General features: G+C 64.0%; 14 protein-coding genes. 6 read left to right on the top strand and 8 right to left on the bottom strand.

Going from position 1 to position 14,660, the window contains the following annotated elements:
* Positions 1 to 113: 113 nt before the first annotated feature.
* From gltA to FHW64_RS18925, 7 genes are all read right to left on the bottom strand, one after another.
* Positions 114 to 1,424 carry a citrate synthase gene (gene gltA / locus FHW64_RS18955; RefSeq protein ID WP_184528959.1) on the bottom strand — a complete coding sequence of 437 codons (1,311 nt, stop codon included), beginning with the start codon at positions 1,422 to 1,424 and terminating at the stop codon, positions 114 to 116.
* 23 nt (positions 1,425 to 1,447) lie between these two features.
* Positions 1,448 to 1,750: a succinate dehydrogenase assembly factor 2 gene (locus FHW64_RS18950; RefSeq protein ID WP_184528957.1), complete on the bottom strand. Its 303-nt coding sequence runs from the start codon at positions 1,748 to 1,750 to the stop codon at positions 1,448 to 1,450.
* Positions 1,751 to 1,765: 15 nt separating this feature from the next.
* Positions 1,766 to 2,467 (bottom strand): succinate dehydrogenase iron-sulfur subunit, encoded by a 702-nt coding sequence (locus tag FHW64_RS18945; RefSeq protein WP_184528955.1) that lies wholly within the window; start codon positions 2,465 to 2,467, stop codon positions 1,766 to 1,768.
* Between the two features lie 20 nt (positions 2,468 to 2,487).
* Entirely contained in the window at positions 2,488 to 4,296 is a 1,809-nt protein-coding gene (gene sdhA / locus FHW64_RS18940) for a succinate dehydrogenase flavoprotein subunit (protein WP_184528953.1), read from the bottom strand.
* Between the two features lie 4 nt (positions 4,297 to 4,300).
* Positions 4,301 to 4,666 carry a succinate dehydrogenase, hydrophobic membrane anchor protein gene (gene sdhD, locus FHW64_RS18935; protein ID WP_184528951.1) on the bottom strand — a complete coding sequence of 122 codons (366 nt, stop codon included), beginning with the start codon at positions 4,664 to 4,666 and terminating at the stop codon, positions 4,301 to 4,303.
* Between the two features lie 13 nt (positions 4,667 to 4,679).
* Positions 4,680 to 5,126: a succinate dehydrogenase, cytochrome b556 subunit gene (gene sdhC / locus FHW64_RS18930; protein WP_184528949.1), complete on the bottom strand. Its 447-nt coding sequence runs from the start codon at positions 5,124 to 5,126 to the stop codon at positions 4,680 to 4,682.
* A gap of 148 nt (positions 5,127 to 5,274) precedes the next feature.
* Complete coding sequence (locus FHW64_RS18925) at positions 5,275 to 6,036, bottom strand: GntR family transcriptional regulator (RefSeq protein ID WP_184528947.1); 762 nt, start codon at positions 6,034 to 6,036, stop codon at positions 5,275 to 5,277.
* A gap of 192 nt (positions 6,037 to 6,228) precedes the next feature.
* Between FHW64_RS18925 and FHW64_RS18920 the strand changes: the two genes are divergently transcribed.
* From FHW64_RS18920 to FHW64_RS18895, 6 genes are all read left to right on the top strand, one after another.
* Complete coding sequence (locus tag FHW64_RS18920; RefSeq protein ID WP_184528945.1) at positions 6,229 to 7,215, top strand: malate dehydrogenase; 987 nt, start codon at positions 6,229 to 6,231, stop codon at positions 7,213 to 7,215.
* Positions 7,216 to 7,231: 16 nt separating this feature from the next.
* Complete coding sequence (tam, locus tag FHW64_RS18915) at positions 7,232 to 8,014, top strand: trans-aconitate 2-methyltransferase (RefSeq protein WP_184528943.1); 783 nt, start codon at positions 7,232 to 7,234, stop codon at positions 8,012 to 8,014.
* Between the two features lie 11 nt (positions 8,015 to 8,025).
* Positions 8,026 to 9,036, top strand: coding sequence for a CoA ester lyase (locus FHW64_RS18910; protein WP_184528941.1), 1,011 nt, complete (start codon positions 8,026 to 8,028; stop codon positions 9,034 to 9,036).
* 26 nt (positions 9,037 to 9,062) lie between these two features.
* Positions 9,063 to 9,623, top strand: a complete 561-nt coding sequence (locus FHW64_RS18905) for a hypothetical protein (RefSeq protein ID WP_184528939.1) — start codon at positions 9,063 to 9,065, stop codon at positions 9,621 to 9,623.
* Between the two features lie 67 nt (positions 9,624 to 9,690).
* Positions 9,691 to 12,282: a bifunctional aconitate hydratase 2/2-methylisocitrate dehydratase gene (locus tag FHW64_RS18900; RefSeq protein ID WP_184528937.1), complete on the top strand. Its 2,592-nt coding sequence runs from the start codon at positions 9,691 to 9,693 to the stop codon at positions 12,280 to 12,282.
* A gap of 132 nt (positions 12,283 to 12,414) precedes the next feature.
* On the top strand, positions 12,415 to 13,740 hold the full coding sequence (locus FHW64_RS18895) for an adenylate/guanylate cyclase domain-containing protein (protein ID WP_184528935.1): 1,326 nt from the start codon (positions 12,415 to 12,417) through the stop codon (positions 13,738 to 13,740).
* 4 nt (positions 13,741 to 13,744) lie between these two features.
* On the opposite strand, the gene FHW64_RS18890 is transcribed toward FHW64_RS18895, so the two are convergent.
* Complete coding sequence (locus tag FHW64_RS18890; RefSeq protein WP_184528933.1) at positions 13,745 to 14,572, bottom strand: helix-turn-helix domain-containing protein; 828 nt, start codon at positions 14,570 to 14,572, stop codon at positions 13,745 to 13,747.
* Between the last annotated feature and the right edge of the window lie 88 nt (positions 14,573 to 14,660).

Here is a 14,660-nt window from a genome sequence, read left to right as displayed (position 1 = left end):
AGAGGAGTAACCCTCCGCATCAAAAGTTACCGGTCCCGAGCGGAGCCGCCTGTAAGCCAAAACGCAAGAAAGCTGCCCGAAGGCAGCTTTCCTGGATGAGCGCAAAGCGGAAATCAGCGCTGTGCGATGGGCTTGACGTCGCGTTTGGCCGAGCCTTCGAACAGCTGGCGCGGACGGCCGATCTTGTAGTCGGGGTCGCCGATCATTTCGTTCAGCTGGGCGATCCAGCCGACCGTACGGGCCAGCGCGAAGATGGCCGTGAAGAGCGGCACAGGGATGCCGATCGCGCGCTGGACGATGCCGGAGTAGAAGTCGACGTTCGGGTAGAGCTTGCGCGACACGAAGTATTCGTCTTCCAGAGCGATCTTCTCGAGCGCCATGGCCAGCTTGAACAGCGGATCGTTCTCGAGGCCCAGTTCGCCGAGCACTTCCTTGCAGGTTTCCTGCATGAGCTTGGCGCGCGGGTCGTAGTTCTTGTACACGCGGTGACCGAAGCCCATCAGCTTGACGTTCGAGCTCTTGTCCTTGACCTGCTTGATGAACTCGCCGATCTTCTCGACGCCGCCAGCCTTCTGGATGTCGTAGAGCATGTTGAGCGCCGCTTCATTGGCGCCGCCGTGAGCAGGGCCCCAGAGGCATGCGACACCGGCTGCGATCGCCGCGAACGGGTTCGTGCCCGACGAGCCGCACAGACGGACGGTCGAGGTCGACGCGTTCTGCTCGTGGTCTGCGTGGAGGATGAAGATGCGGTCGAGTGCGCGCTCGAGCACAGGGCTCACCTTGTACTCTTCGCACGGCGTCGCGAACATCATGTGCAGGAAGTTGCCTGCATAGCTGAGTTCGTTCTTCGGGTACATGTAGGGCTGGCCCACGGTGTACTTGTAGGCCATGGCGACCAGCGTCGGCATCTTCGCGATCAGGCGGATCGCGGCGATCTCACGGTGCTTCGGATTCGTGATGTCCGTGCTGTCGTGATAGAAGGCCGACAGGGCGCCGACGAGGCCGGTCATGATCGCCATCGGGTGGGCGTCACGACGGAAGCCGCGCAGGAAGAACTGCATCTGCTCGTTGACCATCGTGTGGTTGGTCACCAGCTTCGTGAAGGTGGTCTTCTGGTCTGCGTTGGGCAGCTCTCCGTAGAGCAGCAGGTGGCAGGTTTCGAGGAAGTCGCAGTTCGTCGCGAGTTGCTCGATGGGGTAGCCGCGGTACAGCAGCTCACCCTTGTCGCCATCGATGTAGGTGATGGCCGATTCGCACGACGCCGTCGACATGAAGCCGGGGTCATATGTGAACATGCCCGTCTGGGCGTAGAGCTTGCGGATGTCGATCACGTCCGGGCCCATGGTGCCCTTGTAGATCGGTAGGTCGACGCTTTGTCCGCCGTTGCTGAACGACAGTGTGGCCTTGGTCTCGGATGCTTTCATTTCGGGGTCTTTCAATGGAATGTTCAGGAAGATAGGGATCGCGCACCGTCAGTGCGCATCAGCTGCAGCAGTTCGATCACCCCGGCCCCGGCCCATGCAGGCTCAGGCTCCTTTCGCGCAAGCAGAAGGTCGAGCAGATCGTTGTCCGACAGGTCCATCAATGTCTCCAGTGCCTGTGCCTGCCTTACGGTCAGGTTTTCTTCGTGCCGTTCAAAAAAACGGGCAATGAACAGGTCGTTTTCGAGCAGGCCCCGACGACAGCGCCATTTGAGCTTGCTCAGCGCGCGGGCGCCGATCGGCTGGTCGAGGTCGTCAAGGGCTTGCATGGGGTCCAAAACCGCTTAGATGGCGCGACGCACCATCAATTCCTTGATCTTGCCGATCGCCTTCGTGGGGTTCAGGCCCTTCGGGCAGACGTCCACGCAGTTCATGATCGTGTGGCAGCGGAACAGGCGATACGGGTCTTCGAGGTTGTCCAGGCGCTCGGCGGTGGCTTCATCACGGCTGTCCGCGATGAAACGGTAGGCCTGCAGCAGGCCGGCCGGGCCGACGAACTTGTCAGGGTTCCACCAGAAGCTCGGGCAGCTCGTCGAGCAGCTCGCGCACAGGATGCACTCGTAGAGGCCGTTGAGCTCGTCGCGCTCTTCAGGCGACTGCAGGCGCTCCTTTTCGGGCGGCACCGTGTCGTTTTGAAGGTACGGCTTGATCGAGTTGTACTGCTTGAAGAACTGCGTCATGTCCACGATCAGGTCGCGGATCACGGGCAGGCCGGGCAGCGGCTTGAGAACGATCGTGCCCTTCAGCGTGCGCATGTTCGTCAGGCAGGCGAGGCCGTTCTTGCCATTGATGTTCATCGCGTCGGAGCCGCAGACGCCTTCGCGGCAGGAGCGGCGGAACGAGATGGTGGGATCTTGCGCCTTGAGCTTGATCAGGGCGTCGAGCAGCATGCGCTCGTGGCCGTCAAGCTCGACCTCGACGGTCTGCATGTACGGCTTGGCGTCCTTGTCGGGGTCGTAGCGATAGATCTGGAAAGTGCGCTTCATCGTGAAAACCTTGTTGTGACTTAGAACGTGCGGACCTTGGGCGGCACGGTGTCGACCGTCAGCGGCTTCATGCGGACGGGCTTGTACGAGAGGCGGTTGCCCTCGCTGTACCAGAGGGTGTGCTTCATCCAGTTCGCGTCGTCGCGGCCGAGCGGCGCGACCGGATCGTCCGCCGGACGCTCGTAGTCCTCGACGGTGTGCGCGCCGCGGCATTCCTTGCGGGCTGCTGCCGAGACCATGGTGGCCTGCGCAACTTCGATCAGGTTGTCGACTTCGAGCGCTTCGATGCGCGCCGTGTTGAAGACGCGCGACTTGTCGGCCAGCGTGACCTTCGAGACGCGCTCGCGCACGGCTGCGATCTTCTGGACACCTTCGTCCATCGACGCTTGCTTGCGGAACACGGCGGCATGCTGCTGCATGACCGAGCGGATCTCGTTGGCGACGTCCTGCGCGTATTCGCCACCAGTGGACTTTTCGAGTGCATTGAGGCGCTCGAGCGTGCGGTCGGCTGCATCGGCCGGCAGCGGCTTGTGCTCCTTCTGCTTGTCAGCGAACGCGACGATGTGGTTGCCGGCGGCGCGGCCGAACACCAGCAGGTCGAGCAGCGAGTTGGTGCCGAGGCGGTTGGCGCCGTGCACGCTCACGCACGAGCATTCGCCGACGGCGTAGAGGCCGTTCACGACTGCGTTGTGCTCGTCACCTTGCTGCACCACGACCTGGCCGTTGATGTTGGTGGGGATGCCGCCCATCTGGTAGTGGATGGTCGGCACGACCGGGATGGGTTCCTTCGTGATGTCGACGTTCGCGAAGTTGACGCCGATCTCGTACACCGAGGGCAGGCGCTTGTGGATGGTGTCGGCGCCGAGGTGGTCGAGCTTGAGCAGCACGTAGTCCTTGTTCGGACCGCAGCCGCGACCTTCCTTGATTTCCTGGTCCATCGAGCGCGAGACGAAGTCGCGTGGTGCGAGGTCCTTCAGCGTCGGCGCGTAGCGTTCCATGAAGCGCTCGCCATTGCTGTTCAGCAGGATCGCGCCTTCGCCGCGGCAGCCTTCGGTCAGCAGCACGCCGGCGCCGGCCACGCCGGTCGGGTGGAACTGCCAGAACTCCATGTCCTGCAGCGGGATGCCGGCGCGCGCGGCCATGCCGAGGCCGTCACCGGTGTTGATGAAGGCGTTGGTCGACGCCGCGAAGATCCGGCCTGCGCCGCCGGTGGCCAGCAGCACGGTCTTGGCCTGCAGGATGTGCAAGTCGCCGGTTTCCATTTCGAGGGCGGTCACGCCGACCACGTCGCCTTCGGCGTCGCGGATCAGGTCGAGGGCCATCCATTCGACGAAGAACTGGGTGCGAGCCTCGACGTTCTTCTGATAGAGCGTGTGCAGCATCGCGTGGCCGGTGCGGTCAGCCGCGGCGCATGCGCGTTGAACAGGCTTCTCGCCGTAGTTGGCGGTGTGGCCGCCGAACGGACGCTGGTAGATGGTGCCGTCCGGATTGCGGTCGAAGGGCATGCCGAAGTGCTCGAGCTCGTAGACGACCTTCGGTGCTTCGCGGCACATGAACTCGATGGCGTCCTGGTCGCCGAGCCAGTCGGAGCCCTTGACGGTGTCGTAGAAGTGATAGTGCCAGTTGTCTTCGCTCATGTTGCCGAGCGATGCACCCACGCCGCCCTGTGCGGCGACCGTGTGCGAACGGGTCGGGAACACCTTCGACAGCACGGCCACATTGAGGCCGGCACGCGAGAGTTGCAGCGATGCGCGCATGCCGGAGCCGCCGGCGCCGATGATGACGACGTCGAACTTGCGCTTTGTGATTTGTTCTTTGGTGTATGTCATGGGGTCAAACTCTCCAGAGCACTTGAATGGCCCAACCCGCGCATGCCACAAGCCAGACGATCGTGAAAACCTGCAGTACGAGGCGGATGCCGACAGGCTGGACGTAGTCCATCCATACGTCGCGCATGCCCACCCAGACGTGATAGAGCAGCGAAGCGATGACGACGAAGGTCAGCACCTTCATCCATTGGGCGGCGAAGATGCCGGCCCAAAGGTCGTAGCCGATCGGGCCGCGGGTGAAGATGACCTGCACCAGGAGGATCACCGTGAAGAGCGCCATCAGGGCGCCCGTGATGCGTTGGCTGAGCCAGTCGCGAAGACCATAGTGCGCGCCGACGACGGTACGCTTGGAGCCGTAGTTCACAGACATCGATTGCTCCTTATCAGTACAGGCCGAACAGCTTGGCGCCGAGGATCACTGTCAACAGGATGCTGATGACGAGCGTTGCGATTGCGGAGCTCTTGCCGAACTCTTTGCTCACGGCAGCGTGGCTGACGTCCATCCACAGATGGCGCAGGCCGGCAATGATGTGATGGAGGTAAGCCCAGATCAAGGCGAGGGCCACGAGCTTGATGAACCAGCCCGGAACGAAACCAAGGCCGCTGTTGAAGGCGGCCTTGAAACGCGCAAACGAGATTTCGGAGGAGACCGACGTGTCGAACATCCAGATGATGAACGGCAGCAGCAGGAACATCAGCACGCCACTCACGCGGTGGAGGATCGACACGATGCCGGCCGGAGGAAGCCGGTAGGTTGTCAGATCGGTGATTGCGTTGATGTTGCGGAACTCGCGCCGCGGCGGTCGGGGTGGTGTGGCCAGCTCTGTCATGTGGGCTTTCGGTATTTTTAGATGGGCGGCTTGATCTGTAGCAGAAATGCAAACAACTCAAAATTCTATTGCAATGCACCATGCGTCTGCATGAGTCGGCAGGTCATCGCACTGGCGCACTAGGATGTCGGCGCCCGCGAAGCGAGCTTTAGCCGAGTTCATTGCGGTAGTGGTGCGTGTCCGTGCGATACAGGCCGCGGCGCAGCTCCATCGGAGTGTCGTGATAGGTGTGCGCCACGCGTTCGACGCTCAGGAGTGGTGTCCCGGTTGTGACGCCAAGCAGGGCGGCCTGCGCCTCGTCGGGCAGGACGGCACGAAGCTTTTCCTCGGCTCGCACCATGCGAACGCCGAACTCCGTCTCGAACATTTCATACATCGGCCCATGCCACTCGGCGAGGCGTTCTGCGGTCAGGCCCTTGAACGGCGCTCCTGGTAGCCAGAGGTCTTCGAGGATGGTCGGCGTGCCGCGATAGGAAAGCACTCGTCGTACCTGCAGCACTGCATCGCCCGTGCGAAGCGCCAGCAGGCGCGCCACGTCCGCGGTTGCGCGAAGCCGGCGGCAGTCCACGATCTGGCGTTCGGCTGGGCCCTCGCTGTCGACATCGCCGGTGTCCGGCACCAGCTTCAGGAATCGGTATTGCACATGCTGTTCCGCATGCGTCGCGACGAAAGTGCCCTTGCCTTGACGGCGAACGACGAGGTTCTCGGCGGCGAGTTCGTCAATTGCTTTGCGCACCGTTCCCTGGCTCACGCGAAAGCGCGCGGCGAGGTCGATTTCGCTCGGAATCGGCTCGCCCGGTTTCCATTCGCCGGCATGCAGGCTCTGCAGGATCAGCGACTTGATCTGCTGATAGAGCGGACTGAACGACGGCGTCGGAAGTTCAGCGGCGGACGTGGGAATGGTGCTCATGTGTTCGTTCGGCGCTCGGTTCTCGCGCCTGCGGGTCGATATCTTATATAAGACATAAGACACGCGCCATCAAAACCCCAAATCGGAATAGAATCGCCGACGGCCTGAAGTCGGGGCGACGCAGCTCCGGCCGACCTTCGCGGCCGCACCTGGCGGCCTTGCACCGTTTTCATCTTTTCCTGGAGTTTTCCCATGAGCAAAAAGCCCGTTCGCGTTGCCGTCACCGGTGCCGCTGGCCAAATCGGTTACGCCCTGCTGTTCCGAATCGCCTCCGGCGAAATGCTCGGCAAAGACCAGCCGGTCATCCTGCAACTGCTCGAAATCCCCGACGAGAAGGCCCAGAAAGCCCTCAAGGGCGTGATCATGGAACTCGAAGACTGCGCGTTCCCGCTGCTCGCCGGCGTGATCCCCACCGGTGACCCGCTGGTTGCCTTCAAGGATGCCGACTACGCACTGCTGGTGGGTGCCCGTCCGCGCGGCCCCGGCATGGAACGTGCCGACCTGCTGGCCGCCAACGCACAGATCTTCACGGCCCAAGGCAAGGCCCTTGACCAAGTTGCAAGCCGCAACGTCAAGGTGCTGGTCGTCGGCAACCCCGCCAACACCAATGCCTACATCGCGATGAAGAGCGCGCCGAGCCTGCCGCGCAAGAACTTCACCGCCATGCTGCGCCTGGATCACAACCGCGCTGCCAGCCAGATCGCTGCCAAGACCGGCACCGCCGTGGGTGACATCGAGAAGCTGACCGTCTGGGGCAACCACTCGCCCACGATGTACGCCGACTACCGCTTTGCCACCGTCGGCGGCAAGAGCGTCAAGGACCTCATCAACGACCAGGTCTGGAATGCCGACGTGTTCCTGCCCACCGTCGGCAAGCGCGGCGCCGCGATCATCGAAGCGCGCGGCCTGTCGTCGGCTGCCTCGGCTGCCAACGCCGCCATCGACCACATGCGCGACTGGGCCCTGGGCTCCAACGGCAAGTGGGTCACGATGGGCATCCCGTCGGACGGCCAGTACGGCATTCCGAAGGACGTGATCTTCGGCTTCCCGGTCACCACCGAAAACGGCGAATACAAGCTCGTCGAAGGCCTCGAGATCGACGCCTTCAGCCAGGAGCGCATCAACAAGACGCTCAAGGAACTGCAAGACGAACAAGCGGGCGTCGCACACCTGCTCTGATTCAGCCTGACCAGACATGCTCGACTGGAACCCCGCGCTCTATCGTCGTTACGAAGACGAGCGTACCCGTCCCGCGCAGGATCTGCTTGACCGGGTGCCGCTGACCGAGGCCTCTCGCGTCTTTGATCTCGGTTGCGGGCCGGGCAATTCCACCGAGCTGCTGGTTCGTCGGTTCCCCGGCGCGCAAGTCGTCGGGACCGACAACTCCGAACCGATGCTGGTCAGTGCGCGAGAGCGGCTGCCCCAGGCTCGGTTCGAGCTCAGCGATATTTCCACCTGGCGGCCCGAGACGCCGCCAGACCTCATCTACGCCAACGCTGCCCTTCAATGGGTGCCCGACCACGAAGCCTTGATCCCCAGGCTCTTCGCGGCCCTGGCGCCGGGTGGCGTGCTGGCGATCCAAATGCCGGACAACCGGCAAGAGCCCACCCATCGCATCATGCGAGAGGTCGCGTCGGAGGCACCGTGGGCGAATGCCATCGGCGATGCCGACAAGATCCGCACCGAGCTGCTGGGCATCGAGGGCTATTACGACCTTCTCGCGGCCAACGCCGATATGACCAATGTCGATGTCTGGCGCACCGCCTACCAGCACCCCATGGCTTCGGCCGCCGCCATCGTCGAATGGGTCAGTGGCACGGGCCTGAAGCCCTTTGTCGATCGCCTGACGCCGGAACTGAAATCCAGCTACCTCGCCGAGTACGAGCGCCGCATCGACGCCGCCTATGCGCCACGCGCTGACGGCCGCCGTCTGCTGGCTTTTCCGCGCATGTTCATCGTGGCACAACGGAAGGCGTGAGGAGCAACACGATGAGCGCGGCATCTTCTTCCACAGCCCATCCGCGCACTGTGCTGCTGGGCGCACAGGCAGGCGGTGTCGTACTGCCGGTCTGCGACCACTACAGCGGTGTGGAAGCGCGCATGCGCAAGAGCCTCGCGCTGCAGGCCGAGATGGCCGACGAGTTCGGCGCATGTGTCTTCGACGTCACGCTCGATTGTGAAGACGGTGCGCCCGTCGGCGGAGAGGCCGAGCATGCGGCGCTGGTCACCGAACTCGCACTGGCCGCCGCGCCCGACATGCGGGTCGGTGTGCGGGTTCATCCGGTCGACCATCCTTCGTTCGCTGGGGACGTGATCACCATCGCGGGCCGTGCGGGTCATCGCCTGAGTCACCTGATGGTTCCGAAGGTGGAGTCGGTCGAAGACGTGCTGGTGGCCACAGAAGCGCTCGAAGCTGCGGGCGCCGAAGCCCTGCCGCTGCATGTGCTGATCGAGTCGCCGCTCGCGGTTCACCATGCATTCGAGATCGCGGCGCATCCGCGCGTGCAGTCTCTGAGCTTCGGCCTGATGGATTTCGTTTCCGCACATGGCGGTGCGATCCCGGCCGATGGCATGGGTGCCAAAGGACAGTTCACGCACCCGCTCGTGGTGCGCGCGAAGCTCGAGATTGCTTCCGCCGCTCACGCCCATGGCAAGGTGCCATCGCATTGCGTGGTCACCGAATTCAGCGATGTCGACGCCATGCGCGCTGGCGCGAAGAAGGCCGCGAATGAGTTCGGCTATACGCGGATGTGGAGCATTCATCCGAGCCAGATCCGTCCGATTCTCGAAGCCTTCGCGCCCGAAGAAGGCCAGATTCAAATCGCAACAAAAATAATCGCTGCCGCGGCCGCCGCCGCGTGGGCGCCGGTCAGTATCGATGGCACATTGCATGACCGCGCCAGTTACCGCCATTTCTGGCAGGTCCTGGAAAGGGCGCATGCCACGGGTCGCGCCTTGCCCCCTGAGGCGCACGCCTGGTTCGCCCCTTCCTCATCCTGAAACTCAACCGCGAGAGAGAACGACACATGAAGACTATTGCGCTGATTGCCGCTGCTGCGCTGACCTTGCCGCTGGCAGCGATGGCCCAGAGCAGCACCGCGAGCTCCACGGCGAAGCCGGCAGCGAATACGCCCACCAAGAAGGCAGTGCAGAAGGTGGTGCCCAAGCGCGTCATCAAGAAGCTTGAAGAAGCAAAGCCCATCGGCGAAGAAACCGATGTGGCCCTGTCGGAGCAGGATCTGAAGGTGGCCGAGACCGTGCTGACCGGCACCATCAAGTGTGAGCTCGGCGCCAGCGTGAACATCGAACCTGATCCCAAGAAGCCGGGCTTCTTCACGCTGACCCACGCCGGCGTCCGCTATCGCATCCATCCGGTCGAAAGCCGCACCGGCGCCGTCCGACTCGAAGATCCCGCCCGCGGCGCCATGTGGCTGCAGCTGGGCAACAAGTCGATGCTCATGAGCCAGAAGCAGGGCCTGCGTCTGGCCGATGAATGCCAGGCAGCCAAGCAGGTCGAAGTTGCCGAGGACATGAAGAAGAACCCACCCAAGAGCCTGTTCGAAGGCGCTGATACGCCTAAACAGTAAGTCCCGAGGCGCGGCTCTTGCTACATCGCGAGAGCCGTCGCCAATTTGTGTTTCCGGAGAAAAGAAGATGTTGCAAGCCTACGCTGACCACGTTGCCGAACGCGCCGCGCTCGGTATTCCGCCCCTGCCGCTGACCGCGAAGCAGACTGCCGAGCTGATCGAGCTCATGAAGGCGCCGGCCTCGGCCAACGCCGAGCAGTTGCTCGACCTGCTGACGAATCGCGTGCCCGCCGGCGTGGACGACGCGGCCAAGGTGAAGGCGAGCTATCTGGCCGCCGTGGCCCACGGCACCGAAAAGAGTGCACTGCTGTCGCGCGCCCGTGCGACCGAACTGCTCGGCACCATGCTCGGCGGCTACAACATTGGACCGCTGGTCGACCTGCTCGATGACGCCGAAGTCGGCGCCGTCGCCGCAGATGGCCTGAAGAAGACGCTCCTGATGTTCGACCAGTTCCATGACGTCAAGGAAAAGGCCGACAAGGGCAACGCCAACGCCAAGGCCGTGCTGCAAAGCTGGGCTGATGCCGAGTGGTTCACCGGTCGTCCGGAAGTGCCGCAGAGCCTGACGATCACCGTCTTCAAGGTGCCTGGCGAAACCAACACGGACGACCTGTCGCCCGCACCCGATGCGACCACGCGTCCCGACATCCCGATGCACGCGCTCGCGATGCTCAAGAACAAGCGCGACGGCGCGTCGTTCCAGCCGGAAGAAGACGGCAAGCGCGGTCCGGTCAAGTTCATCGAATCGCTGAAGGCCAAGGGCCATCTGGTCGCGTACGTCGGCGACGTGGTCGGCACCGGCTCCAGCCGCAAGTCGGCCACCAATTCGGTGCTGTGGTTCACGGGCGACGACATCCCCTTCATACCCAACAAGCGCTTCGGCGGCGTTTGCCTCGGCAACAAGATCGCTCCGATCTTCTACAACACGATGGAAGACGCCGGCGCGCTGCCGATCGAACTGGACGTGAGCCAGATGGAAATGGGCGACGTGGTCGAGCTGCGTCCCTACGAAGGCAAGGCGCTGAAGGACGGCAAGGTCATCGCCGAATTCAAGGTCAAGAGCGATGTGCTTTTCGACGAAGTGCGTGCCGGTGGCCGCATTCCGCTGATCATCGGCCGCGGCCTGACCGCCAAGGCGCGTGAAGCGCTGGGCCTGCCGGTCTCGACGCTGTTCCGCCTGCCGGTGAGCCCGGTCGACACCAAGAAGGGTTTCTCGCTCGCTCAGAAGATGGTCGGCCGCGCGTGCGGTCTGCCGGAAGGCCAAGGCGTGCGTCCGGGCACCTACTGCGAACCGAAGATGACCTCGGTCGGCAGCCAGGACACCACCGGCCCGATGACCCGCGACGAGCTCAAGGATCTCGCCTGCCTCGGCTTCAGCGCCGACCTGGTGATGCAATCGTTCTGCCATACGGCGGCCTATCCGAAGAAGGTCGACGTGAAGATGCACCACGAGCTGCCGGACTTCATCTCGACCCGTGGCGGCGTTTCGCTGCGTCCGGGCGACGGCGTGATCCACAGCTGGCTCAACCGCCTGCTGACCCCCGACACCGTGGGCACCGGCGGCGACAGCCACACCCGCTTCCCGATCGGCATCAGCTTCCCGGCTGGCTCGGGCCTTGTGGCTTTCGCGGCCGCGACCGGCGTGATGCCGCTCGACATGCCTGAATCGGTGCTCGTGCGCTTCAAGGGCAAGATGCAGCCGGGCGTGACCCTGCGCGATCTCGTGAATGCGATCCCGCTGTATGCGATCAAGCAAGGCCTGCTGACGGTCGAGAAGAAGGGCAAGAAGAACATCTTCTCGGGCCGCATCCTCGAAATCGAAGGTCTGCCGGATCTGAAGGTCGAGCAGGCTTTCGAGCTGAGCGACGCTTCGGCCGAGCGCTCTGCCGCCGGCTGCACGGTTCACCTGAACAAGGAACCGATCGCCGAGTACATCAACAGCAACGTCACGCTGATGAAGTGGATGATCGCTGAGGGCTACGCCGACGCGCGCACGCTGGCTCGCCGTATCGCCGCGCAAGAAGCGTGGCTGAAGGACCCGCAGCTGCTGAAGGGCGACGATGACGCCGAATACGCAGCCGTGATCGAGATCGACCTGGCCGACATCCACGAGCCGATCGTGGCCTGCCCGAACGATCCTGACGACGTGAAGACGCTGTCGGATGTGGCCGGCGCGCAGATCGACGAAGTGTTTATCGGTTCGTGCATGACCAACATCGGTCACTTCCGCGCGGCTTCCAAGCTGCTCGAAGGCAAGCGCGACATCCCGGTCAAGCTGTGGATCGCACCGCCGACCAAGATGGACGCGCACCAGCTCACCGAAGAAGGCCACTACGGCGTGTTCGGCAACGCGGGTGCACGTACCGAGATGCCGGGCTGCTCGCTGTGCATGGGCAACCAGGCACAGGTGCGCGAGGGCGCGACGGTGATGTCGACCAGCACGCGGAACTTCCCGAACCGCCTGGGCAAGAACACCAACGTGTACCTCGGCAGCGCCGAACTGGCCGCGATCTGCTCGCGCCTCGGCCGCATCCCGACGAAGGAAGAGTACATGGCGAGCGCCGGCGTGCTCGATGCCGCCAGCTCGCAGATCTACCAGTACCTCAACTTCGACAAGATCCAGGACTACACCGAAGTCGCCGCGACCGTCACGGCCTGATCGCAGGTCCGATGGTTCCGAAAGCCCCGCCCCGGCGGGGCTTTTTCATTGGCGCTGCGCCGGTCGCGCTGCAGATCGATTTGTGGCAAGCTTTCTCGCCGAGCCGGCTGCCGGTGCTTCGAGGCGCACCCCATGCTTCCCACTACCCGCTACGCGAAGAGCGGCGAAGTCAACATCGCCTACCAGACCGTAGGCGACGGTCCGATCGATCTCGTACTGGTGCCGGGTTGGGTATCGAACCTCGACGTGTTCTGGGAAGAGCCAGCCATGGCACGGATGCTGACGCGTCTGGCCTCGTTTTCCCGCCTCATCCTTTTCGACAAGCGCGGCACCGGGTTGTCTGATCGCGTCAGCGACATCCCAAGCCTCGAGGTCCGTATGGACGACGTGCGCGCGGTGATGGATGCCGTGGGCTCGCAGCGGGCAGCGCTGCTCGGGAATTCGGAAGGTGGCGCGATGTGCGCGCTCTTTGCCGCCACTTACCCCGAGCGCGCTTCGGCGCTCATGATGGTCGGTGCATTCGCCCGCCGCACCAGCGCACCCGACTATCCCTGGGGACCGACGCGGGAGCAGTTTCTCGCCTTCACTGAAGAAGTGGAGCGTGATTGGGGCGGTCCGGTCGGCCTCGATGCGCGATGGCCCAGTCAAGGCCATGACGAGCGCAGTCGTCAGTGGTGGGCCCGCTGGCTTCGCTCCAGCGCGAGCCCCGCGGCCGCGGCGAGAGCGTTGCGCATGAACATGGATATCGACATCCGCCATGTGCTGCCCGCCGTCCGCGTGCCCACGCTGGTACTGCACAGCCGGAACGATCGCGTCGTCGATTTCGGCGCGGGCCAGTACATGAGCGATCACATCGCGGGCGCGAAGCTGATCGCGCTGGAGGGCATCGATCACGTCCCCTGGGGCTGCGACAGCGACGTCATCCTCGATGAGATCGAGGAGTTCCTCACCGGGACTCACTTGGGCGCCGAACCCGACCGGTTGCTGGTCACTGTCATGTTCACCGACATCGTGGGCGCGACGGAACGCGCGGCGGCAGTCGGCGACCGGGCCTGGCACGACCTGCTCGAAAGTCACCGCGCGATGGTGCGTCGGGATCTGGAGCGCTTTCGCGGGCGCGAGATCGACACCGCGGGTGATGGCTTCCTGGCGACCTTCGATGGCCCGGCGCGTGCAGTGCGCTGCGCCTGCGCGCTCGTCCGCGAGGTCCGTACGCTAGGACTCGAGATCCGTGCCGGCCTGCATACCGGGGAGTGCGAGGTGATGGGCGGAAAGGTGGCCGGCATTGCAGTCCACACCGGTGCGCGGGTCGCGGCGCAGGCACAGGGCGGCGAAGTGCTCGTGTCGAGCACGGTCAGGGATCTGGTCGCAGGCTCCGGCCTGGCGTTCCAGGATCGGGGGATGCGGCACCTGAAGGGCCTTCCGCAGGAATGGCGGCTATTTGCCGTCGAGCAGTAGACCCTCAGCCTTGCGGTGATGCCGCCAGTGTCGACAGCGCCTTCGCCGTCTCTGCATCGGCTGGGAAGAAGGATTCCACCGCAAGCTCCTGCAGAGTCACATCCACGGGAGTTCCAAAGATCGTGGTCGTACTGATGAAGCTCAGGATGCCGTTGGGCGTCACGAGCTGGAAGGGCACGACGACGTTCGCGAGTTCTCCGGCGGCTCTTGGTGCGTCGTGCCCGACGTTGGGGAGCGGATAGCCTGCCAACTCATCGTGGAGCGCCGAAAGGGCGACGTCGCCGGTCGCGGCGACCTGCTGCTGAAGCCGCTCCAACAGATGCGCGCGCCATTGCTGCAGATTGGCAATCCGCGGCGCCAGTCCCTCGGGGTGCAGGCTGAGCCGGAGCACATTGATCGGCGGCTTGAGCAGCTCGGGCGCGGCGCCGGCCATGAGCAAAGGGACCAGCGCGTTGTGCGCGACCAGATTCCAGTGCCGGTCGACCGCGAGCGCCGGAAAGGGCTCGTGGCCTTTGAGAACGAGGTCGACCGCCCGCCGTGCCGAGGCCAGCGCCGGGTCGTCGAGCGAGCGCTGTCGGTACATCGGCGCGTAGCCGGCCGCCACCAGCAGGGCATTGCGCTCGCGTAGCGGCACCTCCAGCCGCTCGGCGAGGCGCAGCACCATCTCGCGGCTGGGTTCCGCGCGGCCAGTCTCGACATAGCTCAGATGCCTTGTCGACACCTGCGCCTCGTTCGCCAGATCGAGCTGGCTCAGCCGGCGATGCTGTCGCCAGTGCCTCAGGTGGATGCCAAAAGGATCGGCGGCGGTCGGCGGTGTGCTTCGAAGCGTCATGCGCGCATCCTAGTGATCTCGTGCGCGAACGCCATGACCTCGCACGTCATGACGGGGCTACGGCGCCGGACTGCTGCCGATGTCATCG

The organism is Variovorax sp. Sphag1AA, assembly GCF_014192575.1.
Taxonomy (GTDB): Bacteria; Pseudomonadota; Gammaproteobacteria; order Burkholderiales; family Burkholderiaceae_C; genus Variovorax.
The sequence above is the reverse complement of the archived record's forward strand: the minus strand, read 5'-3'. Positions and strand labels throughout refer to the sequence as shown.

What these genes read in the sequence shown, in the direction of transcription:
- FHW64_RS18950 (WP_184528957.1), bottom strand. Translation starts at nt 1,750, where the DNA reads ATGCAAGCCCTTGACGACCTCGACCAGCCGATCGGCGCCCGCGCGCTG.
- FHW64_RS18945 (WP_184528955.1), bottom strand. Translation starts at nt 2,467, where the DNA reads ATGAAGCGCACTTTCCAGATCTATCGCTACGACCCCGACAAGGACGCC.
- FHW64_RS18890 (WP_184528933.1), bottom strand. Translation starts at nt 14,572, where the DNA reads ATGACGCTTCGAAGCACACCGCCGACCGCCGCCGATCCTTTTGGCATC.
- FHW64_RS18905 (WP_184528939.1), top strand. Translation starts at nt 9,063, where the DNA reads ATGAAGACTATTGCGCTGATTGCCGCTGCTGCGCTGACCTTGCCGCTG.
- sdhC (WP_184528949.1), bottom strand. Translation starts at nt 5,126, where the DNA reads ATGACAGAGCTGGCCACACCACCCCGACCGCCGCGGCGCGAGTTCCGC.
- FHW64_RS18920 (WP_184528945.1), top strand. Translation starts at nt 6,229, where the DNA reads ATGAGCAAAAAGCCCGTTCGCGTTGCCGTCACCGGTGCCGCTGGCCAA.
- FHW64_RS18925 (WP_184528947.1), bottom strand. Translation starts at nt 6,036, where the DNA reads ATGAGCACCATTCCCACGTCCGCCGCTGAACTTCCGACGCCGTCGTTC.
- sdhA (WP_184528953.1), bottom strand. Translation starts at nt 4,296, where the DNA reads ATGACATACACCAAAGAACAAATCACAAAGCGCAAGTTCGACGTCGTC.
- FHW64_RS18895 (WP_184528935.1), top strand. Translation starts at nt 12,415, where the DNA reads ATGCTTCCCACTACCCGCTACGCGAAGAGCGGCGAAGTCAACATCGCC.
- FHW64_RS18900 (WP_184528937.1), top strand. Translation starts at nt 9,691, where the DNA reads ATGTTGCAAGCCTACGCTGACCACGTTGCCGAACGCGCCGCGCTCGGT.
- FHW64_RS18910 (WP_184528941.1), top strand. Translation starts at nt 8,026, where the DNA reads ATGAGCGCGGCATCTTCTTCCACAGCCCATCCGCGCACTGTGCTGCTG.
- sdhD (WP_184528951.1), bottom strand. Translation starts at nt 4,666, where the DNA reads ATGTCTGTGAACTACGGCTCCAAGCGTACCGTCGTCGGCGCGCACTAT.
- gltA (WP_184528959.1), bottom strand. Translation starts at nt 1,424, where the DNA reads ATGAAAGCATCCGAGACCAAGGCCACACTGTCGTTCAGCAACGGCGGA.
- tam (WP_184528943.1), top strand. Translation starts at nt 7,232, where the DNA reads ATGCTCGACTGGAACCCCGCGCTCTATCGTCGTTACGAAGACGAGCGT.